The organism is Actinoplanes palleronii (assembly GCF_016862315.1).
In the GTDB taxonomy this organism is placed as follows: Bacteria; Actinomycetota; Actinomycetes; order Mycobacteriales; family Micromonosporaceae; genus Actinoplanes; species Actinoplanes palleronii.
In genome coordinates, this window is record NZ_BOMS01000094.1 from 102959 (window position 1) to 123549 (window position 20591).

Sequence of the window (20591 nt, forward strand, 5' to 3'; positions counted from 1 at the left end):
CCACCCACGCGCGACCAGGTTTCGGCCCATACTGACTCCCGATGAACCGTCGCCTCGCCGAGATCTACCGGATCCACGCGTCCGCCCAGTACCCCCGCGGCCGGGAGGACCTGGCGCTTGTCGACTCGCTCGCGGCCGGCTCCGTACACATCTGGCTGACCAACGACGGCGCCCTCGACGACGCCCGCTGGACCAGCCTCGCGGAGCAGGAGCAGCAGCTCATCCACGCGATCCCACAGCTCACCGGCCCGTCCCGGTTCTACTTCCAACGCCTGCTGGACATGGTCGTCCTGGTCCTCGAATCCACCGACTGACCACCCGGGCCGCGGCGACGCCAAGGCGACAGGAAGCGGTCCGGATCGCTCAACGCGACGCGGATCCGGGGTCGAGGTCGGCGGCCGCGACGCCGCAGCCTGCTCAGTTCCGGTCAGACCAACAGACTTTTCTCGTACGACGGTGAGCCCGCCCGGCGCCACCGCCTCGACGCGCAGCTCCTCCGGCGGCAGGGTCAGGTGGTCGCGGCGCGGATGATGGCGGTGGCTCGGGCGGCGATGTCGGGGTCCGGGCCGGTCCAGAGGGTGTCGAGCCAGGGGCCGGCGAACAGGCCGACCAGGGTGGGTAGGCCGTCGGCGGCGGTGGCGTCGAGCCATTCGCTGATGCAGGTGTCGGACGGGCCGTGGACGCGGTAGTAGCCGTGTTCCGGCCAGAAGCGCTCGTCGAAGCGCAGGATCACCTTCTCCACGCGGCCCGCGCAGAGGTGGGACAGGGCGAGGCGGTGGGAGTCCGGCAGCGGCGGCTCGAACGTGATCGTGTCCGCGGCCAGGACCGGCACCGGGGCGGTGACGATCACGGCGTCGGCGTGGCCGGTGACAACGCCGCAGGTCAGCACGACGCCGCCGGGATTGACGCGGACGTGCTGGACCGGGCTCTGCAGGCGGATGTCGAGGCCGGCGGCGAGGTGGGTGGTGAGCAGGCGGTAGCCACCGACGATCCAGCGGTCGCCCTCGCCGACACCGGGTTCGAAGCCGTGCCGGGCGCTGAGCCAGGACAGCGGCACACCGGTGTCCATGACGATCTCGGCGTCGACGAACCGGCGGACCTCAGCCGCGGTCCACGGCCCCGGATCCCGCAGCCACGTGTCGAGCACGTCGGCGACACTCGCGCCCTCAGCCGCCCCGGCAAGCCGTTTCCGCAGCTCCCCGTCAAGATCACCGCCAGCCGAGAGATCACCGCCGGATGCGGGGCCGCCGCCCGGCGAGGAGTCGTCGCCCAGCGAGAGGCCGGGGCGGGACGGGAGGACGAGCGGGTCGGTGAAGTCGGTGGGGATCGTGGTCAGGCCGAGGTGTTCGGCGAGGCGGGCCAGGATGTTGGCGTCGTACTGCTGGAGCCAGTTGGCGCCCAGGTCGAAGGCGCCGCCGGCCACGTCGGCGCCGGCGGTGCGGCCGCCGATCCGGTCGCGGGCCTCCCAGATCGGGGCCGCGAGACCGCTGTCGGTCAGGGCGCGTGACGCGGCGAGGCCGGCCATCCCGGCGCCGATCACGGCGACCCGGCGATGACCGAGGTTGATCGCCCAGGTCGCGGCCGCAAGACCTTGTTCGTACGCACCGTGAGTCATCCCGGCGCGCGTCGGATGGGTGGCCTCCCCGGCGATGCGCAGCCGGTCACCGACCGGGGTGCCCAGAGTGATCCGGTCCTGCGGGGTGCCGTGCCGGCCGATCAGGCTCCACGAGCCACCCGCCCACGGGTCGTCGCCCCAGTGGGAGACCGCTGAGCCGAGGAGACGAGCCGTGATCGACATGGCCGGGAGGCTATCTCACCTGCCGGTTCTCAGCCTGCGGGTTTCGGGGCCGGCCACTGGTGCTGCAGGTGCCACGGGGCCGCGCCGGCCTTGCTCAGTTCGTACACTGTCGAGGTTTTTCGTCCGATGGCGAAAAGCCGGAGTCGCCGATCGGTGGTGAGCCCGGCGTGCAGCGCGTGGATCGGCTCACCGGCCGGGTTCGGGTACCGCGCCCAGCGCTGCCAGCCCGAGCCCAGCGGCGTCTCCTGCTTCTGCCAGAGCGGTTCGCCGTCGACCGTGGTGGCCACCACGACGGTGTCGCCGATCTCGTCGAACGCCGCGACCAGCTCGCGAAGCTCGTCCGACGGGATCGGCCAGAACTGCCACGGCAGCCAGGACCGCAGGTCGTCGCGGTCGGCCTGGGCCCGGTAGCGCACCTCGCGGCCGGCCGTGACCAGCACCTGGAGCCGGCCGCTCACGTGGTGGTGCACGACGATGGTCGACGGTGTGAGATCGCTCGGGTAGCGGCCGAGCGACAGCCACTCGGACCACGTCCCACCCGGCCGGTCCTGCCCGGTCGACCACAGCACGCGGCCGGTGCCCGACGCGGTCGCCACGAACACCGCGAAGCCGCCGGCCGCGGTCCGGGCGACGGTCAGCCCCTCGATCGCCAGGTCGGCCCCGCCGGGTGGCCGGCGCAACGGCGTCCAGGCGCCCCACCGGCCGGCCGGGTCCTGCCGGCAGTGCCAGGGGCCGTCGTCGTAGGTGCCGAGGAACACCTCGGCCCGGCCCTCGGGGCCGTGCACGAGAGCCAGGGAGTGGGCGTGGCTGGTCGAGGGCGGCGCGTCGAGGCGTTCCCAGCCGCCGAAGGATCCGTCGGGCCGCTGACTGAGGTAGCCGAACTTCTCGCCGGGACTCGCCGGGAGGGCCAGCACGGCGATCCGGCCGTCCCCGGCCTGGTCGGCACAAACCTGCAGGTAGCTGCCTCGGAGCCGGCCCAGCGGCGCCCAGTCGGACCACTCGCCGGGGCGGGTCTCCGCGGAGTGCCACACGGCCGGGAGGGGTTCGCCGGCGTCGGCGGTCGCAAACAGGTGGCGGCGGCTGTCGCGGTCCAGGCAGGTGGCGGTGCTGGTGAATCCGATCATCGGGATGCCTCCTCTGCACCCGAACGCTCCTCCGGCACGCGCCGCGGGCAAGGTTGCCGTCGGCGATCTGACCCGGTCGCGACGCGATGGCACGCCCCGGTGCTGGGGAAACGGCTAACGAAGAACAAGTGACCACCGTTACCAAATGCCCTCCGGGCGGAAGAACCCGGGCACGGAACACCTTGTCGAGAGTCGTGGCCCAACCTCGCACCCTGACCCCGCCCGACGACGACCTGTCCCCTGGCGAACGGCTCCCGCTCGGACGCCGCTTCCGGATCGTTCTCGTGCTCGGCCTGCTCACCGCACTCGGGCCGCTCACCATCGACATGTACCTGCCGTCGCTGCCGACGATCACCGACGACATGCACAGTACCGCGGCGGCCGTGCAGCTCACGCTGACCGGCACGCTCGTCGGCCTGGCGTTCGGCCAGCTGCTCGTCGGCCCGCTCTCCGACGCGATCGGGCGGCGGGTGCCGCTGCTCACCGGCATCGCGGTGCACGTGCTCGCCTCGATCCTCTGCGTCTTCGCCCCGAACCTGGCGCTGCTCGGCACGCTGCGGGTGCTGCAGGGATTGGGCGCCGCCGCGGCGGCCGTGGTGGCGATGGCGATCGTGCGGGATCTCTTCGACGGGAACTCCGCGGCCCGGCTCTTCTCCCGGCTGATGCTCGTGGTCGGGGTGGCACCGATCCTCGCGCCGACCATCGGCGGGCTCGTGCTGACCTGGACGTCCTGGCGCGGCGTTTTCGTGGTGCTGACCGTCGCCGGCGCCGGGATCATGACGGCGGCCGCGGTGGTGCTGCCGGAGACTCTGCCGGTCAGCCGGCGCCGCAACGGCGGGGTGCTCGGCACCGTCCGCGACTACGGCCGGCTGTTCACCGACCGGGTCTACGTAGGGCTGATCCTGGTGGCGGGACTCGCGATGGCGGCGCTCTTCGCCTACGTCAGTGGTTCTTCCTACGTTTTTCAGGATGAGTACGGCATGAGCGAGCAGCAGTTCGCGCTGATCTTCGCGGGTGGCGCGGTCGGCCTGATCGGTGCCACCCAGGCCAACGTGCGGCTGCTGCGCTGGTGGACACCGCAGCAGATCATGGCGGGCTCGCTGGTGGCCGGGCTCGGCTTCGGCCTGGCGATGCTGGTGCTGGCCGCGACCGGGATCGGTGGCCTGGTCGGCATCCTGATCCCGCTCTGGCTGGTGCTGGCCATGGTCGGGCTGGCCATGCCGAACGCGCCCGCCCTGGCGTTGTCCCGGCACGGCGAGGCGGCCGGCACCGCGGCGGCCCTGCTCGGCGCGGTGCAGTTCGGTGTGGGCGCGCTGGCCGCACCGCTGGTCGGGGTGCTCGGGGTCGGCGCGGTCGCGATGGCCGTGGTCGTCTTCGGCGGCATGCTGGCCGCGACGCTCGTCTGCTTCCTGGTGGTCCAGCCGCACCGCCTGCCGGTCGAGCGGCTTGATCACGTGGTGGTCGTCGCTCACTGATTCACCTCGTTTCAGCGGAACAGGTCGGCGTTGTGCCGGGCCCATTCCTGGAACGTCGTGGCCGGGCGCCCCAGCAGCTCAGCGACCGTGGGAACGGCCGCCTGCGGGTGCTCGGCCAGGACCGCCAACCCGTCGACATACCACTCGGCATACTCCCCCATGGCCTGCTCGAACTGGGCGATGGCCTCGGTGCGGGGCAGGTCGACGTAGGTCAGCCGGCGGCCCAGCGCCCGGCCGATCCGCTCGACCTTCTCCCGGCGGGTGAGCGACTCCGGGCCGGTCATCTCATACGATCGGCCGGCGTGCCCGGGCTCGACGATCACCCGGGCGGCGACCGCGGCGATGTCCTCCTGCGCGATCGGCGCGTTGGCCGCGTCGCCGCAGGTGTCCCGGACCACGTCGCCGGCCCGGATCTGCGCGGACCAGAGCGTCGCGTTGGCCATGAACTCGCCCGGCTCGAGATGGGTGAACGGCACGCCGGACGCCTCGACACCGTCCTCGACCACCTGCCAGTGATCGCCCTTGGCGCCCGCGAGGTCGACGATCCGGCCGACACCGGCCTCGGCGGCCAGCCGGCACACCTCGGCCACGGTCGGCGGGTGCGGAGCCAGGTACATCACGTCGACGCCCGCCAGCGCGGCCGACATCGTCTCGACCCTGCCCAGGAAGCCGCGGACCACCTCCACCCCGGGCGGCAGACCGGCTCGCGCCGGGTCGACGGTGAGCGCGCGGATGTCCTCCGCGCCGAGGGCGAGCAGCTCGTCGACCACCATCCGGCCCACGTTGCCGGTGGCGCCGGTGACCAGGATCTTCATTCTCGTACCCCCTACGGTAATGGTTCCCGTAGCATATACGGAATCATGGCCGACTTCACCGGGCGGATTCTGCCGCTGCTCTGGCGACGCTCGATCCCGGCGCGCAAGGCGGCCGGGCGGCCGCCGCGGCTCAGCGTCGACCTGGTGGTGGCGACCGCCATCCGCCTCGCCGACGCGTCCGGCCTGGACGCCGCGTCGATGGCCGGCATCGCCGCCGAGCTGTCCGTGGCCACGATGACGCTGTACACGTACGTGCCGTCCCGGGACGACCTGGTCGACCTGATGGTGGACGAGGTGTTCGGCGACCGGGGGCTGGCCGGTGCGGCGCCGGTGGAGTTCCGCGAGCGGGTGCGGTTCTACGCCGATCGGACGTTCGCGATGTACCGGGCACATCCCTGGCTCGCCCGGGTGTCACCGGTCCGGCCACCGATCGGGCCCGGCATGCTCGCCGAACGCGAGTACATGCTGGCCACGGTCGCCGCCCTGGGCCTGCCGATCGGCCGGCTCGACGCGGCGGCGCTCACCCTCGCCGGCCACATCACCGCCGCCGCCCGCCTGGAGGCCGAGAACACGCTGATCAGCCGGGCCACCGGGCTCACCACCGCCACGTGGTGGCAGCAGCGCGGCGAGCTGTGGGAGACCTGGTTCGACGCCGCGGCACACCCGACGATGACCACGGTGTGGAACGGCGGCGGTTTCGAGGCGCAGGAACAAGACCCTTATGAGTACGGGTTGTGCCTGCTGCTCGACGGCATCGAAACGGAGGCGGGGCATGCGGTGTCACGTGACTCGTGGCCCAGAACGGCCGGAGATGCATAATTGGCGGCATGACCAGCAGGGACGGTTGATGGCTCCCGCGAGGGTGCTTCCGGCGTCCGGCGCTTTTCTGCTGCCCTGGGCCGAGAGTGTGCTGGACGGGGCGCTGCGGCGGTCGGGGCTGATCGACCCGCGGACGTACGAGATCTTCGGCCAGGGGTCACGAGTCAACAACACGTTCATCGACGAGGCCAGCGACATCGACCTGGTGCTGATGCTGCGCTCCCCGGTCGCCTCACCCGGCGGCTGGACCGGGTTCCGCGACGAGGTGATGGCGGCGCTGGGCGAGTCTTTTGTCGTACGCATGGGTCGTCGTTGTTTGAATGTCGACAACCCGGACTCGCTCTTCGGCGAGATGGTCGACATCCTCGTCGCGACGGATTTCCGGCGGTATACCGGCGACCGTTACGAGCAGGGGGTCTACTTCCTCGACCGGGAAGGCCGGCCGATCGTCAACTTCCCCAAGCAGCATCGGCGCAACGGTGACGCCAAGGACCTGCGGACCGGCGGGCGGTTCAAGGAGGCGGTCCGGACAGCCAAGCGGGCCCGGCGGGGGGCCGACTTCTTCGCCGAGGGGATCGCGCCGTCCTATCTGATCGAGTGCCTGCTGTACAACGTGCCCGACGAGGTCTATCTCCGCGGCTCCTATCAGGAGGCGTGGGAGTGGCTGGGGCGGTGCTGGCGGGAGGATCCGGTGGGGTTCGGGGCGCTGCCGTGCCAGAACGGCATCAACCGGCTGTTCGGGCCGGGGCCGGATCAATGGGATGCCGGTGCGGCTGGCAGGATCATCGACGTCCTTCACCAGATCTGAACCTCGGGCGGTAGCCGCGGCATGACGTTTGCAGCTGACGTGAGCGGCGTGACGTGGACGGCCGCGCAGACGGCGGTGGTGCTCTCGCCGGTCATTGCGATCTTCGGGGCGGCACTGGTGGCGCTGCTGACCTACGCCCTGAACCGGCGGGTGGCGCGGCGGGACCGGCGGGCGCTGGCGTTCGGCGAGGCGCTCAGCGTGATCGAGGACTACGCGGAGATGCCTTATCGGATCCGGCGGCGGTCGGGGACGTTGGACGGGCGGCAGCAGCTCACCGAGGAGGTGAGCCGGATCTATTCGCGGCTCGCCTTCCATCAGGCGCTGCTCGACATCGAGGCGCCGGCGGTGGCGGCGGCCTATCGGCTGCTGGCCAACGAGGCCAAGGCCGAAGTGGGCGAGCAGATGAAGGTGGCCTGGCAGAAGCCGGTGCGGACGACCGATCCGGAGATGAACCTGGAAGAGCACTACACGCGGGTGCGGGTGGATGTGGCCAGGGATCATTGCGTGGCGGTGATGCGGGCGGCGCTGGGGCAGGGACGGTTTCCGGTGCGGCCACCTGCGGTCACGTCGTCCGCGGGGTCTGCCGGTAGGCGTTCCGCGCGGCCTGCCGCCTCGCCGTCGGCGCAGCCTCCCGTTATTCCCATCGCGCGGCCCGCCGCCGAACCCTCGAAGCGGTCTTCCCTCAAACCCTCCGCGCAGCCTCCGGCGCAAGGAAGACCGAGGGATCCTGGGGCCGGGAGCGATGGGGCGGGTCCGGCACAATAGGGCCGCCCTGCGGCCCTGCGGCCCTGCGGCCGCGATTATGTTAATTGCCGCGCGGGGTGCAGGCCGTCTGGATCGCATTGTTTTCTGAGGTCAGGGTGCGATTCATGGGTCGGTTATTGCGGAAATTTGCGTTTGGCATGATCGAATACTGACATGACGGCGCACGGGTCGGGAACAATGGACTCATGCGGCAGTTATCATTATTCGGCAGGGCCGAGATAGCGGGAATGCGGGACCGGACCGCGGCTCGCCATTATTCCCCTGACCGCGACGCATTCCGCCGCGCGCATGAACGTCGTCGCGCTTTCGGACTATGCCGACGTCACGCCGAGAAGTTGCAGCGCATCGAGCGGGCCCGCGCGGAGCCGCATCTCGCATCCGTCGCCAGCAACAGCCGACCACAGGCCGCCCCATCGGGCGCTCAGGTCCGGCCGTCTGCTCATGCCGGACCTGGGTGGCCGGCCACCCAGGCCGATCCGGCACGGCCGACCGCCCAAGCCCAACAGGCACGATCGGCCGCGCAGGTCGGACCGGCTACTCAGGTCGGGCCGATGCGGCACGCCGCGCAGGACCGACTCGCCTGCCCGGCCGCACGAGCTGAGTCCACCCGGGCTGCCCGGCAAGGGCGACCAGCGGGCTCGGTGCCGCAGGTAACTCCCGCTACCAGGGAAGATCCGACCCCGGAGGGCCTGCCGCAGATGAACGCTGATGAAGGTGGGCGACTGCTTGCGGCCGCGGCCATGCGGCCGGTCGTGACGCGGCCCCTGCCCGGAGGGCTGCTTTCGGCTCCCCGGAGCGGCCCGGTTCGCATCGCTGGTGTGGTGCCGGCCGGCCGGAACGCGATCCGGCTGGCCTCAACCGGGCTACGGCCGCCGCGGCTGGTTGCACGCCCGCCGCACTCCGAAGGCGGGAAAGCCGTGGGCGGCGGCGCGGCGAGGCCACATCGACTTTCCCGAATTGATGCGCGCGACATTCTGATGACGTTGAGCGAGAGCCGAACATTGTTGTACCAGCCGTCAAGACCTGACCAGATTACTGCCGTCAGAGACAAGACAGGTTCAACGCGAGGGCCACCATGCCTTTTCTGCCCTTAAATACGCCATCAATCCAGACTCGCACTTCTTGACGCAAAATAATGTGAGGGTTCACGCCGGCTGAAGTCGCATTCGCACGGGTGCTGGTGTGCGGTCATCGGGAGGCACGAGGTCGGGCGATGTCGCTTATGGTCGCTGCCGATTCGCGCGGTGCCTGCTGGCTCGCAGGGCACCTGCTGGTTTGCGCGGTGCTGCTGGCTTGCGCGGTGCCTGCTGGTTTCGGGGGTGCTCGGTGGGGCGCGGGCTTGGGCTTCAGGCCGGAGGGAGGTTGGTGAGGTTGGTCAGGGTGCGGGTCTCGGTGTTGTAGCTGCGGGCTGACACGAAGTGGCCGTGGATCGGGGCGTCGGTGGTGAAGAGCGCTACCGCGGCGGCGCGGGCCGGGGTGGGGACGTTCAGGGCGAGGCTGAGGTGTGGGATCCAGTCCTCCGGAGGTGGCCACGGGTCCGGGAGGGTCGACCACGCCTGGCGATGGAGGTCCCGCAGTTCGGCGGTTGGCTCCACGGGAAGGACCAGGGCCCGGCCGAGCATCCGCGCTGCCCCGAGGGTCGCCGTCAACGGCAGCGACAACACGAGCGAGGCCGAAAGCGGCCTCGCTGCCGGAGACGATGGTGGAGACGCGGGCGAGGCCGCTGACGAAGGCGCGGGCGCCAGCGGAGGCAAGGTCTCAGCTGCGGGCGGAGAGGAAAAGGCGGGCGGAGAGGAAAGGGCGGGTGCAGAGGAAAGGGTGGGCGGAGAGGAAAGGGCGGGTGCGGGTGCGGGTGCGGGTGCGGGTGCGGGTGCGGACCGGGAGAAATCCGGGGGCGCGGGCAAGGGCTGGAGGAGGAAAGCCAGGGACGAGGTTTTCAGGAGGGTCAGGTGGGGGCGGTTGGTGGGGTGGGGGTGGGTGGCCAGGCTTGGCAGGCCCGCGCTGTGCAGGCGGGACCAGCAGCGGCGAATGGTCTGCTCTGACTCCGGGTCCAGGAGGAGTTCGACGGTGTGCATGTCAGAACGCGTAGCGGACTCGGCAATACGGGGTCCGGGAGGCGATCAGGTCTCGCAGGGCGGAGACGTACTGGCCTTTGGCGCCGGTGCGGTAGCGGACGTTCCAGGAGCCGTTCTGGGAGAGTTTCGGCTGTTGCAGCTCGGGGCGCCAGATCAGGTCCTCGGCCTTCGGGTGCCAGCCCAGGTTGACCTCGTGCAGGTCCTTGTTGTGGGTCAGGAAGATGACCTCGGCGGCCAGCTGGGACTTCGCCGCCGGGCCGATGCCGGCGTCCAACTGGTCCAGCAGCTCAGCCCAGTCGGCGAGCCAGCCGGGGCGGACCACGACCGGGCTGAAGTTGACGTGGACCTCGTAGCCGGCCGCTACGAAGTCGTCGATGGCGGCGATCCGGTCGGCGATCGGGGACGTGCGGATGTCGAGGAGCTTCGCGTCGGGGTGCGGCATCAGGGAGAAGCGGATCCGGGTGCGGCCGAGGGGATCCCAGCCGAGCAGGTCGCGGTTGACGTGCTTGGTGGCGAACGAGGCCTTCGCGTGCGGCAGCCAGCGGAACACCTCGACCAGGTCACGGACGTTGTCGCTGATCCGCGCGTCGACGCTGCAGTCGGAGTTCTCGCCGATGTCGTAGACCCAGGCGGACGGGTCGCACTCGTTCGGCTGCGGCTTGACGCCCTGCCGCGCGGCGTGCCGGGTGACGTACCCGGAGATCTTGTCGATGTTGGCGAAGACCGTGATCGGGTTGCTGTATCCCTTGTGGCGCGGGACGTAGCAGTACGCGCAGGCCATCGCGCACCCGTTCGCGGTGGACGGGGCGATGAAGTCGGCCGAGCGGCCGTTCGGGCGGGCGGTCAGGGTCTTCTTCACGCCGAGCACGAGCGCTTCCCGCTTGATCCGCACCCAGCGGTCGACATTGGTCTCGTCGCCGTACAGCTCCGGGATCCGCTGGTGACTCTCCACCTCGACCAGGTGCGCGGCCGGGAACCGCGCCAGGATCTCCTTGCCGCGGGGCAGGGCGGCAGCGGCCGGTTCGTAGTAGATGCGGCGGACGTCCAACAGATCAGCGCTCATGACGGGGTCATGGTATCCGACATTTCGGTCGCCCAGCTGGCCAGGAAACGCAGCTGGTCCTCGGCCGCCGAACCCGGCGCGGCGGTATACGTGGTGAGCAGATGAGGCGCGTCCGCCGAGGTGGGCAGCTCCATCGAGTGGTAGGCCAGCTCAATCGGCCCGGCCACCGGGTGCCGGAACGTCTTGGTCCCGTGGTTGCGCAGCAGGATGTCGTGGGCGGCCCAACGGCTCCGGAACTCCGGGCTCGCCGCACCCATCTCGGCGACGAGCTCCCGGGTCCCCTCGTCACACGGATACCGGCTGGCCTCGGCGCGCAGCAACGCCACCACGGTGGTCGCGGCGGCCTCCCAGTCGGCGTAGAAGTGCCGCGCACCCGGGTCGAGGAAGTGATACCGGGCGACGTTGGTCCCGTTGGCCAGCATCGGCGCGTAGAGCGCCCGGGCCAGCGCGTTGTCGGCCAGCACGTCCCAGCGCCCGTTGGTGACGACGGCGGCGCTCATCGTCATGGCGTCGAGCATCCACTGCACCTGCGGCGGCACCGGCACCGGTCCGCGGCAGCCGCGCAGACGGCCGGACGGGCGTGCGGCCCGGGCCAGGTCGAACAGGTACGTCCGCTCCTCGTCGTCGAGCCGCAGCGCCCGGGCCACCGCGACCAGCACGTCCTCGGAGACGCCGGCGATGTGGCCCTTCTCGAGGCGGGTGTACCACTCGGTGCTCACCCCGGCCAGCACCGCGACCTCCTCCCGGCGCAGCCCCGGCACTCGTCGCCGGCCGCCGGGCGGGAGACCGGCCTGCTCAGGGCTGATCCTCCCCCGGCGGCTGGCCAGGAAGTCACGGACGTCGGCGCGGTTGTCCTTGCTGGTCACGCACCTACGGTACGACTACGTTCGTACGATAAAGGGGTTGAGATAATGACCGTCACGGCGTGATCAGGACCTTGAGGCTCTTGCGGGAGGCCATGTCCCGATAGCCGTCCGGGGTGCCGTCGAGGGTCGTGGTGACGTCGAAGACCTTGCCGGGGTTGACGGTGCCGTCGAGGATCGTGGGCATCAGCTGCTCGATGTAGGCGCGGGTGGGCGCGGCCCCGCCGGCCAGCCGGACGTTGCGCAGGAACAGGCTGCCGACACCGATCGGGGCTTCGTCGTACTGCGGGACGCCGACCCGGCTGATCGTGCCGCCCGGCCGGACCACGCCGACCGCCTGGTCGTAGGCGTCCCGGGTGCCGACCGCCTCGATCACGACCGGCGCGCCGTGCCCGCCGGTGAGCTCGCGGACCGCCTAGATGCCCTCCGCGCCGCGGGTGGCCACGACGTGGGTCGCGCCGAACTCCCGGCCCAGATCGGTGCGGACCCGATGGCGGCCCATCAGCACGATCCGCTCCGCGCCGAGCAGCTTCGCGGACAGCACCGCGAGCAGCCCCACCGCACCGTCACCGACCACCGTGACCGTGCTGCCCGGGGTGACGCCGCCGGCGACCGCGGCGTGGTAGCCGGTGCCGAACACGTCGGAGAGGGTGAGCAGCGACGACATCAGCGCCGCGTCGACGCCGGCCGGGACCTTGACCAGCGTGCCGTCGGCGAACGGGACCCGCACCGCCTCGGCCTGGCCGCCCTCGTCCGGCTCCATGTCCCACATGCTCAGGTGTACGCAGGCGTTCTGCTTGCCCTCGAGGCAGAACTCGCAGGTGCCGTCCGAGATGATCCACGGGGCGATGACCAGGTCACCGGGCCTGACCGAGGTGACCTCGGCGCCGACCGCCTCGACCACGCCGATGAACTCGTGGCCCATCCGGGCCGGGCCGCTGTCGTGCGCCTTGCCGGCGTACGGCCACAGGTCGGAGCCGCAGATGCAGGCGGCGGTGACCCGGACCAGGGCGTCGGTGGGGAGCTTCAGGGTGGCGTCGGGGACGTTCTCGACGCGGACGTCGCCGGCGCCGTAAAGAAGGGTTGCTCGCATGCCCACCAGACAACCTGCCGCGCGGGCGGCCAAACAGATCGAGCTTGTCGGGGGTAGCAGCACTACCCCCGACAAGCTCATGACCGGTCAGGAGCGGTAGACGCCGAACTCGTAGAGCGAATATCCGTACGCGGTGGCCCGCGCGGTGTTGTTGACCCGGACGTAGCGGCCGGAGCCGTTGATCGCCAGGTTGTCGAAGCCGCCGTCACCGGCCGCGGTCGAGTAGACCGTGGTCCAGGTGGTGCCGTCGGCCGAGGTCTGGATCTGGTACGCCGTGGCGTATGCCGCCTCCCACGCCAGGTTTACGTGGTCGAAGGACTGCACCGAGCCCAGGTCCACCTGCAGCCACGACGTGTCGACCCACTCGCTGGCCCAGCGGGTGCCGTAGTCGCCGTCCACCGCGTACCCGGGCAGCTGCGGCCCGTTCGTGCCGGTCGGCTGGTACGTGGACGCGGTGACCGTCTTGCCGCGGGCCAGGTTCGTCCCGGGCACGGTCGGCGGCACCACCTTGAACGAGCGCTGTTCGATGCCGACGTTGCCCTGCCCGTCGTAGGCGTACACGTAGACCTTCCAGACCCCGAGCGTCTCCGGCGCCCGGACGCTGAACTGGCCGTTCCCGGTCTGGGTGAACGCCGGCTGGCGCAGGCCCTTGTTGCCGTTGATGTGCTTGTCACTGGTCATGATGGTGTAGCGGATCAGGTCGTTCTGCGGATCCGTCGCGGTCACGTTGACCGTGAACGTCCCGCCGGCCGGCACCGCGGTCTGGCTGCCCACCGTCATCGCGGTGATCTCCGGCGGCGAGTTCGGCACCGGCTGCCCGGTGTACGCCTCGCGCAGCGCCTGGTACCCGAGCCGGCGCCACCCGCCGGTCGTGGTGTTCAGCCACACCCCGCCGAAGTCGTTCTCCAGGCCGTAGTGGAACTCGGTGGCGCCGAGCGCGACACCCGGATGCCCCTTGATCGCGTTCCAGCTGTACGTGTACCCGGCCTTCTTCTGCAGGTCGGTCGGCTCGTTCGGCACCCCGTTCACGTCACCGGGCACCTCCCACTCGCCGGACGGCCCGCCCTCGGTCAGGATGTACGGCTTGGTGTACCCGCCCGAGATCCAGTCCCGCTTCACGGTGTCGATCGCCCCGTACGAGTTGACCGCCAGCAGGTCCAGCGACGGCGCGTACGGCTTGTAGTACGTCCACGCGTGGGTGTACGCGTCCGTCGAGGTCACCGGGTGGTTCGGGTCCACGCCGTGAATCGCGTCGGCCAGCTCACCGACGAACTTCGCGTACCCGATCCGCCGCGCCTCGACCTCGGCCGCCGTCAGCCCGTAGTTCTGCATCTCCAGGATGACCTCGTTGCCGACGTCCCAGAGCAGCACGCCCTGCCGGCCCTTGAGCTGGTTCACCCAGTTCAGCACGTCGGCCTTGGCCGCCGTCTTGTACGCGGTGTCGTTCACGTAGTCCGCGCCGTGGTTGAGCCACAGCCCGACCACCACCTTGATCCCGAACCGGGCCGCCGTGTCGAGCAGCAGCGGGGTGTTCGCGTCCGGTCCCCAGATCCGGATGGTGTTGACACCCATGTTCTTCAGGTCCCGCATGTACCCGTCCGCGGCGCCCTGCGGCGGCCCGTACGTCATGCCCTTGACCTGCCACGGCGTGCCGTTCACGGTGAGCTGCCAGTTGCCCTGGCTGCCGGTGACCTTGACGACGCTGGGACCGGCAGGCACGGCCGGATCGGTCATCGCGGCCGCGGTCGTGCCGGTCGCCTTGGCCACGGTGACCGAGTCGACGCTGAGCACGCCGCCGGACGTGGTCTCGGCGGTCGGCGTGGTGACCCCGGCGATCGCGTTCGGCAGCGAGCCGCCGATCGCCAGGTCGAGGCGCAGGTAGAAGCCGTGGTGCACGGCCGCCTGCCACGCGGTGACGCCGACCTGGGACTCGCGCACGATCCAGGTCTGCCGCCCGTCGAGGTAGAAGCGGATCTCCTCGTCGGTCTTGGTCCGGTCGATGACCTGCGAGTACTCGTGGTACCCGGCCTGGCAGCCGGTGCAGGACGCGAACCCGGAGGAACGCCCGGTGTACTCGGCGCACGGCCCGTCCGGCGCGGTGCCGCAGTGCAGCGTCTGCGCCAGCTGGTCGCGGCCGTTGACGTCGGTCATGATGTCGGTCTCGCCGACCGACGGCCAGTTGGTGTAGTTGCCGCGGTAGGCCGCGCCGGTGGCCCGGAACCCGGGCCAGTAGCCGAGGCCGTTGGTGACGCCGGGCTGCTTGAGCACCGCGCTGAACTTGAGCATCTCGCCGGGCTGCGGCGCGAAGTCGGTGCGCTGCGTCTCGATCCGGCCGGACGTCCACTTGCCGGCGCCGTCCCGGTTCGCCTTGATGGCGAGCTTGCCCGCGCCGTCCAGCGAGACGTTGGCGGTGGAGTCGCTGGCCGTCTCGACCGAGCCGGTGCCCCAGTTCGCGGCGCCGCCCGGGTACTGCGTGCCGGTGCGCTTGAGCCAGTTCGCGCCGGACGGCGTGGTGCCGGCCGCGCCGTCGAAGGTGTCCTGCCAGACCGTGGTGAAGTTGCCCGGCTCCTGGGTCGGCGGGTTGGTGGTGGGCGAGGTGGTCGGCGTGGTGCCGCCGCCCCCGGTCAGGACCTTGAACTCCCAGAGCGAGTAGCCGTAGCCGCCGGGCCGCGCGGTGCCGTTCATCCGGACGTAGCGCCCGGAGCCGGTCACGGTCAGGCTCTCGGTGCCTCCGGCCCCGGTCGTCGTCGCATAGACGTCGGTCCAGGTGGTCCCGTCCGGCGAGGTCTGGATTTTGTACGCCTTGGCGTACGCGCCCTCCCACTGCAGCACGACGCCGCAGATCGTGGTCGCGGCGCCGAGGTCGACGCGCAGCCACTGCGGGTCGGCCCACTGGCTGGCCCAGCGCGTGGTGGCGTTGCCGTCGACGGCCATCGCCGCGGTCCAGGCGTCACCCTCGACGGAGGACGCGGTGGCCGGGCGGCCCAGTGCGGCGTTCTCGGTGCAGTCGGCGGGAACGGCGGCACTGGCGGTGGTGGCGCCGACGGCAGCCGCGCCGGCGATGGCGAGCAGCGCCGTGAGCGTCGCTGCAAGAACAGCCGGTCTGCGGCGAGGACGCCGATCCGGACCCGGTAGTTCACTCATGATCACACCCAAGGGGGAGGGTAATCCGAATAGGGAAAGCGCTCTCCAAGCGATGGCGATTGTTTCGCTCATGTTGCCTGCGGTCAATACTCGGGATTGACATGACCGGTTCCGGAACTGGAAACTCCGCCCGTGAATGGAAATCACCGGCTCCTCGTCGCCGCCCTCGCGCTCGGCCTGACCGCGTGCGGCGCCCCGGCCGCGCCGAGCGTCCCGGCCACACCCTCCCCCGCGGTCGCGGCCTCCTTCGGCGGCACCGACCGCGCCTGGGTGGAGATCAACATCGCGATGGACGAGCAGCTGCTGCCGCTGCTCGACCTGGCCGCCACGAACACCGGCGAACCGGCCCTCAAGGACCTGTCCGCCCAGTTCAAGGCAGTGACCGAGGCTGAGCTGGGCACGCTGCGGCAGCTGGGTGGCGAGGCCGGGCTGCCCGCCGTGAACCAGCACGAGGGGATGCCGATGCCGGGCATGGTGACCCCGGAGCTGGTCACCTCGGCCGCCGCACAGCGCGGCGCGGCGTTCGACACCCTGCTCGTCAAGGCGCTGCGCGAGCACCTGGAACAAGGCCGGAAGCTGGCCGGGAGCGAGCAGACCGCCGGGGCGGAAACGCGTACCAAGAAGCTCGCCGACGACATTGTGCGGAGCCGGGCAGCGACGTTGGAAAAGATTTCTCAAATCGTACGATGAAAAGGTGTTATCGAACGGCCCGGAAACCGTCGGTGAAGGCAGTTCCCGGGCCGCGCGGGTGTTACGGGAGTTGGTAGTTCTCGTTGAGGGCGGCGCCGCGCTCCGGCTTGTACTGGTCGAAGCCGCGCGGGTTGCACTGCAGCCCGCCGTTGATGCAGTGGCGGGTCAGGGCGGCCAGTACGGCCGGGTCCCAGGCGTTGTAGACGTCGTAGTGGAACGAGTAACCACGCCCGCTGGCGAACTTCACCTGCGACAGGTTGCCGCTGACCGGCCAGGCCATCTTGAACTCGATCATCGGCACGGCGACCGGGTGATCGGCCGGGCAGACCCCGACGATCGGGTACGCCATGTGGCTCTTGTGGTCCGGGGTGTCCAGGTGGATCCCGTCCCAGCAGCTCGGCGCCTGGAAGCGGACGTTGAGCTGCGAACCGGCCGCACAGTTGGCCGGGATGTCCCAGTTGCGGGTGAGCTCGCCGCACTCGAAGCCCTCGACCGCGCCCGGGTGGTTGCGGAACTCGTCGAGGGTCGAGGTCGGGCTGCCGACCACGTAGCGCAGGCCCGGCGGGAACGGCCGGACGCTGGTGTAGTCGAGCACGCCGCTCTTGTAGTAGATGACCTGCGCGCCCTCCGGCTGCACGGCGGTGGTGCCGTTGAGCAGCGTCGGCATCCAGTACCCGGTCTTGTCACCGGGCGTGATGCAGGACGTGCCGCCACCCTGCAGGGAGGACAGGGTGGTGGCGGCGTTCGTGGTGCGGTTGCCCATGAACGTGTGCGAGTGCGAGGCACCGGGCAGGTTCGGGAAGACGATCGGGTCGTCACCGAGGTTCGTCCGGCTGACCGAGCAGTTCGCCTGGAACTCGCGGTGGGTGACCGGCGGGTTCTGCGCCGGCGGGGTGGCGGTGGACGGGATCACGCCGGTGACCGGCGGGTTCGCGTACACGTAGCCGGGGCCGTCGGTGGGCGGCGGGGTGGACTGTGACGTGCCGTAGACCTGGAACTCGTACAGCGAGTAGCCGTAGGTGGTGCCGCGCTGGGTGCCGTAGACGCGGACGTACCGCCCGGAGCCGTTGACGGCCAGGGTCTGGTTACCGCCGGTCGCGGTGGTGGTGCTGTAGATGCTGGTCCAGGTGTTGCCGTCGGGCGACGTCTGGATCTGGAAGGCCTTCGCGTACGCGGCCTCCCACTGCAGCTTGACCTGCGTGATCGTGGCGGTGGCGCCGAGGTCGACGCGCAGCCACTGCGGGTCGGTCCAGAGGCTGCCCCAGCGGGTGTCGGAGCGGCCGTCGACGGCGGCGATGGCCGGCGACTCACCGTTCTCGGTGGTGGAGGCGAGTGCCGGGCGGCCCTGTGAGAGCAGCGAGTCGGCGGCGTGGGCGGGCTGGTTGACGGCGACCAGCAGGGCACTGGTCAGGGCGATGGCGCTCAACGGCGCCAGCAGCCTTCGGAGCGTTCGTCGGTGCATGGGGGATCTCCCAAGGTTCATCAGGACGGTGCGTACGCTTGGAGAGCGCTTTCCAGATTGCGAGTTTGTTACGACGTACGTCAATGGTTTGGGGTTCCGGAACGTCACGAACCGCGCTCGCGCCGCGGTCGTGACCACCGCGCGGCCTCGCGGGCGGAAAGCGCTCTCCGCTCCGTGCTATAACTTCGGCATGCAGAGCCACCGGCTGCCCACACTCGAGGACGTGGCCCGCGTGGCGGGCGTCTCACGAGCCACCGTCTCGCGGGTCGTCAACGGCATCCGCAATGTCGACCCGCAGCTGCACGAGCTGGTCTGGACCGCCGTCGAGCAGACCGGGTACGTGCCGAACAAGATGGCCCGCTCGCTGGTCACCCGGCGCACCGGCACGGTGGCCCTCGTGGTCTCCGACTCCGAGACACACGACGACGACCCGTTCATGAGCCGGTTCTTCGCCGACCCGTACTTCGGCCGCGTCGTCGGCGGGCTGATGAGCGTGCTGCGCCCCGCCTCGGTCCAGCTGGCCCTGCAGATGGTCGGCGCCGACGGGCACAAACGCCTGGTCGGTGACCTGCGCAACGGCCAGGCCGACGGCGCCGTGGTGCTCTCACTGCCGGCCCGTGACCCGCTGCCCGGGCTGCTCGCCGACGCCCGGATCCCGGCCGTGCTGATCGGCCGGCCCGCCGACCCGGTCCCGATCAGCTACGTCGACCTGGCCAACGAGACCGGCGCGGCACTGGCCGCCGACCGGCTCGCGGCGCGCGGCTGCCGGCAGATCGGCATGATCTCCGGGCCCGCCGACGTGCCGGCCAGCCAGGACCGGATCACCGGCTTCCGGCGCGCGACCGCCCGGCACGGGCACGCCTGGGTGCCGACCGCGAGCGGCAACTTCACCCAGGAGAGCGGCGAGCGGGCGATGCGGTCGCTGCTGGCCGGGCATCCCCAGCTGGACGGCGTGTTCGTGGCGAACGACCTGATGGCGCTCGGCGCGCTGCTGGTGCTGCGGGACGCCGGGCGACGGGTGCCCGAGGACGTCGCGGTGGTCGGGTTCGACGACAGCAGCGCGGCGCTCGCGGCCCGGCCGGCGCTGACCACGGTGCGGCACCCGCTCGAGGACATGGCGGCCGAGGCGGCCAAGCTGCTGCTGGTCCGGGTCGAGGATCCGGACGCCCGGGTCAGCTCGGTGATCTACGAGCCGACGCTGGTGGTCCGGCAGTCCGCCTGATCATCGCTGCGTAGTGTGACGTCGCCAATACTTCCGAAAACCTATAGGAGGGATATAGATTAGGGTCGGTCGCCGAAAAGGAAGCCAGCGATGTCACGCTACTCCTTGTCGTCGCCACGACCCGGTCGCCCGACGGTAAGGACCCTCGCATGACCATCTCGCAGACCCCGGCGGCCTTCATCACCAACCAGGACCTCGACCCGGTCGCCCTGCGCCACGCGTTCGGTGTGTTCCCCAGCGGCGTGGTCGCCGTCGCGGCCTCCGTCGACGGGCAGCTCACCGGGCTCGCGGCCAGCTCGTTCACCTCGGTGAGCCTGGATCCGCCGCTGGTCTCGTTCTCGATAGCCAACACGTCCAAGACCTGGCCGGACCTGCGCCGCGCCGACCACCTCGGGGTGACCGTGCTGGCCGCGCACCACGGCGCGATCTGCCGCCAGCTGGCCGGGCGGGTGGAGCACCGCTTCGACGGGGTGCCGGTGTCGGTCAGTGCGAACGGCGCGGTGACCATCGACGACGGCCTGGCCCGCTTCGACTGCACGATCTACCGCGAGGTGGAAGCCGGCGACCACACGATCATCCTGCTCCAGCTGCACGCGGTGGACCATCCGGTGGAACAGGTGGGCGGCCTCGGCCCGTTGGTCTTCCACCGCTCGTCGTTCGGCCGCCTCTCCGCCGACTGACCCGCTCGGCGGCGCTGGTCACGCGAGGCGCGACGGCCGGGACGACCCCGGCCGGCGTGCTGCGGACCGCGGGTGGGCACGGCCTCGCGCAAGACCGAACACGGCCCGGACCGCGAAGCGCCACCCGAACTCGGCTGGTGCTCAGGGGTGCCTCACCGTGCCGGAGGCACCCCTGAGGACCAGCCGGCCACCGCGAGACGCGGGGTGACCGTGAGCGGAAACGGTCGTCAGCTGGACGGGCCTTCGGTGCCGGAGCGGCGGAAGGTTTGCGCCGACGGCGCGGGGAGCGCCTGCCAGGGCTGCTCCGGGCGGGAGCGGAACAGCGGGCGCAGGTCGCTCGGGACCAGGTGGGCCAGATCGGACGGGGTGGTGCCACGGGCGCCGGCGTTCAGCTCGGCCAGGACCACCCGGGTCAGGAAGGCCGCGTCGTCGGCGTAGAGGCGGTCCGCGACCCGGGTCAGGAAGCGCCGGCAATCGATGATCTCGACGATCCGGCCCGGTTCGGGCGGAGGTAGTCGCAGGTCGGCGGGCAAAGGTCCGGTCAGCCGGCGGTACGCCGACGCCGGGAGCAGGTCTCTCATCACGCCGAGCACCGTGGCGGTGACCCGGCGACTCTCGTTGCGCCCGTGCAGGCGGGCGGTGGTCTGAATGCGGCCCAGCAGGTCATCCTGGTCCATCGATACGCCTCCTTGCGG

Annotated in this window: 18 protein-coding genes and 1 pseudogene; 8 read left to right on the plus strand and 11 right to left on the minus strand. The window is 70.8% G+C overall.

What is annotated here, in order from left to right:
- Positions 1 to 41 precede the first annotated feature (41 nt).
- Positions 42 to 314, plus strand: a complete 273-nt coding sequence (locus Apa02nite_RS30650) for a hypothetical protein (protein ID WP_203828126.1) — start codon at positions 42 to 44, stop codon at positions 312 to 314.
- A gap of 194 nt (positions 315 to 508) precedes the next feature.
- Here Apa02nite_RS30650 and Apa02nite_RS30655 read toward each other — a convergent pair whose 3' ends face one another.
- Positions 509 to 1798, minus strand: coding sequence for a flavin monoamine oxidase family protein (locus Apa02nite_RS30655; RefSeq protein ID WP_203828127.1), 1290 nt, complete (start codon positions 1796 to 1798; stop codon positions 509 to 511).
- Between the two features lie 29 nt (positions 1799 to 1827).
- Positions 1828 to 2922, minus strand: coding sequence for a DUF8189 domain-containing protein (locus tag Apa02nite_RS30660; protein ID WP_203828128.1), 1095 nt, complete (start codon positions 2920 to 2922; stop codon positions 1828 to 1830).
- A gap of 194 nt (positions 2923 to 3116) precedes the next feature.
- Between Apa02nite_RS30660 and Apa02nite_RS30665 the strand changes: the two genes are divergently transcribed.
- Positions 3117 to 4397 (plus strand): multidrug effflux MFS transporter, encoded by a 1281-nt coding sequence (locus Apa02nite_RS30665; protein ID WP_239164678.1) that lies wholly within the window; start codon positions 3117 to 3119, stop codon positions 4395 to 4397.
- 11 nt (positions 4398 to 4408) lie between these two features.
- Here the strand turns inward: Apa02nite_RS30665 and Apa02nite_RS30670 are convergent, their stop codons facing one another.
- On the minus strand, positions 4409 to 5212 hold the full coding sequence (locus Apa02nite_RS30670; RefSeq protein WP_203828130.1) for an NAD(P)H-binding protein: 804 nt from the start codon (positions 5210 to 5212) through the stop codon (positions 4409 to 4411).
- Positions 5213 to 5257: 45 nt separating this feature from the next.
- Here Apa02nite_RS30670 and Apa02nite_RS30675 point away from each other — a divergent pair, with 45 nt between their 5' ends.
- From Apa02nite_RS30675 to Apa02nite_RS30685, 3 genes are read left to right on the plus strand one after another with little or no spacing between them, the layout of a single operon-like run.
- Positions 5258 to 6031, plus strand: a complete 774-nt coding sequence (locus Apa02nite_RS30675; RefSeq protein WP_203828131.1) for a TetR/AcrR family transcriptional regulator — start codon at positions 5258 to 5260, stop codon at positions 6029 to 6031.
- 28 nt (positions 6032 to 6059) lie between these two features.
- The gene (locus tag Apa02nite_RS30680; protein WP_203828132.1) at positions 6060 to 6839 is read left to right on the plus strand and encodes a nucleotidyltransferase-like protein; all 780 of its coding nucleotides are present in this window, start codon (positions 6060 to 6062) and stop codon (positions 6837 to 6839) included.
- Between the two features lie 39 nt (positions 6840 to 6878).
- Entirely contained in the window at positions 6879 to 7604 is a 726-nt protein-coding gene (locus Apa02nite_RS30685) for a hypothetical protein (protein ID WP_203828133.1), read from the plus strand.
- A 1346-nt stretch (positions 7605 to 8950) separates the two neighbouring features.
- Here the strand turns inward: Apa02nite_RS30685 and Apa02nite_RS52435 are convergent.
- From Apa02nite_RS52435 to Apa02nite_RS30710, 6 genes and pseudogenes are all read right to left on the minus strand, one after another.
- Positions 8951 to 9679: a 2'-5' RNA ligase family protein gene (locus tag Apa02nite_RS52435; protein ID WP_344574288.1), complete on the minus strand. Its 729-nt coding sequence runs from the start codon at positions 9677 to 9679 to the stop codon at positions 8951 to 8953.
- Position 9680: 1 nt separating this feature from the next.
- Positions 9681 to 10742 carry a spore photoproduct lyase family protein gene (locus Apa02nite_RS30695; protein ID WP_203828135.1) on the minus strand — a complete coding sequence of 354 codons (1062 nt, stop codon included), beginning with the start codon at positions 10740 to 10742 and terminating at the stop codon, positions 9681 to 9683.
- Positions 10739 to 11608: a helix-turn-helix transcriptional regulator gene (locus Apa02nite_RS30700; RefSeq protein ID WP_203828136.1), complete on the minus strand. Its 870-nt coding sequence runs from the start codon at positions 11606 to 11608 to the stop codon at positions 10739 to 10741. The genes Apa02nite_RS30695 and Apa02nite_RS30700 overlap by 4 nt, the downstream gene beginning before the upstream one ends.
- A 52-nt stretch (positions 11609 to 11660) precedes the next feature.
- Positions 11661 to 12005 (minus strand): annotated as a pseudogene (locus tag Apa02nite_RS52235) (zinc-binding dehydrogenase); the annotation flags it as partial.
- 15 nt (positions 12006 to 12020) lie between these two features.
- Positions 12021 to 12698 carry an alcohol dehydrogenase catalytic domain-containing protein gene (locus Apa02nite_RS30705; RefSeq protein ID WP_307871992.1) on the minus strand — a complete coding sequence of 226 codons (678 nt, stop codon included), beginning with the start codon at positions 12696 to 12698 and terminating at the stop codon, positions 12021 to 12023.
- Positions 12699 to 12785: 87 nt separating this feature from the next.
- Positions 12786 to 15842, minus strand: coding sequence for a discoidin domain-containing protein (locus tag Apa02nite_RS30710; RefSeq protein ID WP_203828137.1), 3057 nt, complete (start codon positions 15840 to 15842; stop codon positions 12786 to 12788).
- Positions 15843 to 15974: 132 nt separating this feature from the next.
- On the opposite strand from Apa02nite_RS30710, the gene Apa02nite_RS30715 reads away from it, so the two are divergent.
- The gene (locus Apa02nite_RS30715; RefSeq protein WP_203828138.1) at positions 15975 to 16532 is read left to right on the plus strand and encodes a DUF305 domain-containing protein; all 558 of its coding nucleotides are present in this window, start codon (positions 15975 to 15977) and stop codon (positions 16530 to 16532) included.
- A gap of 61 nt (positions 16533 to 16593) precedes the next feature.
- On the opposite strand, the gene Apa02nite_RS30720 is transcribed toward Apa02nite_RS30715, so the two are convergent.
- Positions 16594 to 17994 (minus strand): DUF1996 domain-containing protein, encoded by a 1401-nt coding sequence (locus Apa02nite_RS30720; protein WP_203828139.1) that lies wholly within the window; start codon positions 17992 to 17994, stop codon positions 16594 to 16596.
- 190 nt (positions 17995 to 18184) lie between these two features.
- Between Apa02nite_RS30720 and Apa02nite_RS30725 the strand changes: the two genes are divergently transcribed.
- Positions 18185 to 19216 carry a LacI family DNA-binding transcriptional regulator gene (locus tag Apa02nite_RS30725; protein WP_067685560.1) on the plus strand — a complete coding sequence of 344 codons (1032 nt, stop codon included), beginning with the start codon at positions 18185 to 18187 and terminating at the stop codon, positions 19214 to 19216.
- A gap of 149 nt (positions 19217 to 19365) precedes the next feature.
- Complete coding sequence (locus Apa02nite_RS30730; RefSeq protein ID WP_203828140.1) at positions 19366 to 19896, plus strand: flavin reductase family protein; 531 nt, start codon at positions 19366 to 19368, stop codon at positions 19894 to 19896.
- Between the two features lie 227 nt (positions 19897 to 20123).
- Here Apa02nite_RS30730 and Apa02nite_RS30735 read toward each other — a convergent pair whose 3' ends face one another.
- On the minus strand, positions 20124 to 20573 hold the full coding sequence (locus Apa02nite_RS30735; protein WP_067685558.1) for a DUF2267 domain-containing protein: 450 nt from the start codon (positions 20571 to 20573) through the stop codon (positions 20124 to 20126).
- Positions 20574 to 20591 lie beyond the last annotated feature (18 nt).

Coding starts and splice junctions, on each gene's coding strand:
- Apa02nite_RS30650 (WP_203828126.1), top strand. CDS start 42: ATGAACCGTCGCCTCGCCGAGATCTACCGGATCCACGCGTCCGCCCAG.
- Apa02nite_RS30655 (WP_203828127.1), bottom strand. CDS start 1,798: ATGTCGATCACGGCTCGTCTCCTCGGCTCAGCGGTCTCCCACTGGGGC.
- Apa02nite_RS30660 (WP_203828128.1), bottom strand. CDS start 2,922: ATGATCGGATTCACCAGCACCGCCACCTGCCTGGACCGCGACAGCCGC.
- Apa02nite_RS30670 (WP_203828130.1), bottom strand. CDS start 5,212: ATGAAGATCCTGGTCACCGGCGCCACCGGCAACGTGGGCCGGATGGTG.
- Apa02nite_RS30675 (WP_203828131.1), top strand. CDS start 5,258: ATGGCCGACTTCACCGGGCGGATTCTGCCGCTGCTCTGGCGACGCTCG.
- Apa02nite_RS30680 (WP_203828132.1), top strand. CDS start 6,060: ATGGCTCCCGCGAGGGTGCTTCCGGCGTCCGGCGCTTTTCTGCTGCCC.
- Apa02nite_RS52435 (WP_344574288.1), bottom strand. CDS start 9,679: ATGCACACCGTCGAACTCCTCCTGGACCCGGAGTCAGAGCAGACCATT.
- Apa02nite_RS30695 (WP_203828135.1), bottom strand. CDS start 10,742: ATGAGCGCTGATCTGTTGGACGTCCGCCGCATCTACTACGAACCGGCC.
- Apa02nite_RS30705 (WP_307871992.1), bottom strand. CDS start 12,698: ATGCGAGCAACCCTTCTTTACGGCGCCGGCGACGTCCGCGTCGAGAAC.
- Apa02nite_RS30710 (WP_203828137.1), bottom strand. CDS start 15,842: ATGAGTGAACTACCGGGTCCGGATCGGCGTCCTCGCCGCAGACCGGCT.
- Apa02nite_RS30720 (WP_203828139.1), bottom strand. CDS start 17,994: ATGCACCGACGAACGCTCCGAAGGCTGCTGGCGCCGTTGAGCGCCATC.
- Apa02nite_RS30725 (WP_067685560.1), top strand. CDS start 18,185: ATGCAGAGCCACCGGCTGCCCACACTCGAGGACGTGGCCCGCGTGGCG.
- Apa02nite_RS30730 (WP_203828140.1), top strand. CDS start 19,366: ATGACCATCTCGCAGACCCCGGCGGCCTTCATCACCAACCAGGACCTC.
- Apa02nite_RS30735 (WP_067685558.1), bottom strand. CDS start 20,573: ATGGACCAGGATGACCTGCTGGGCCGCATTCAGACCACCGCCCGCCTG.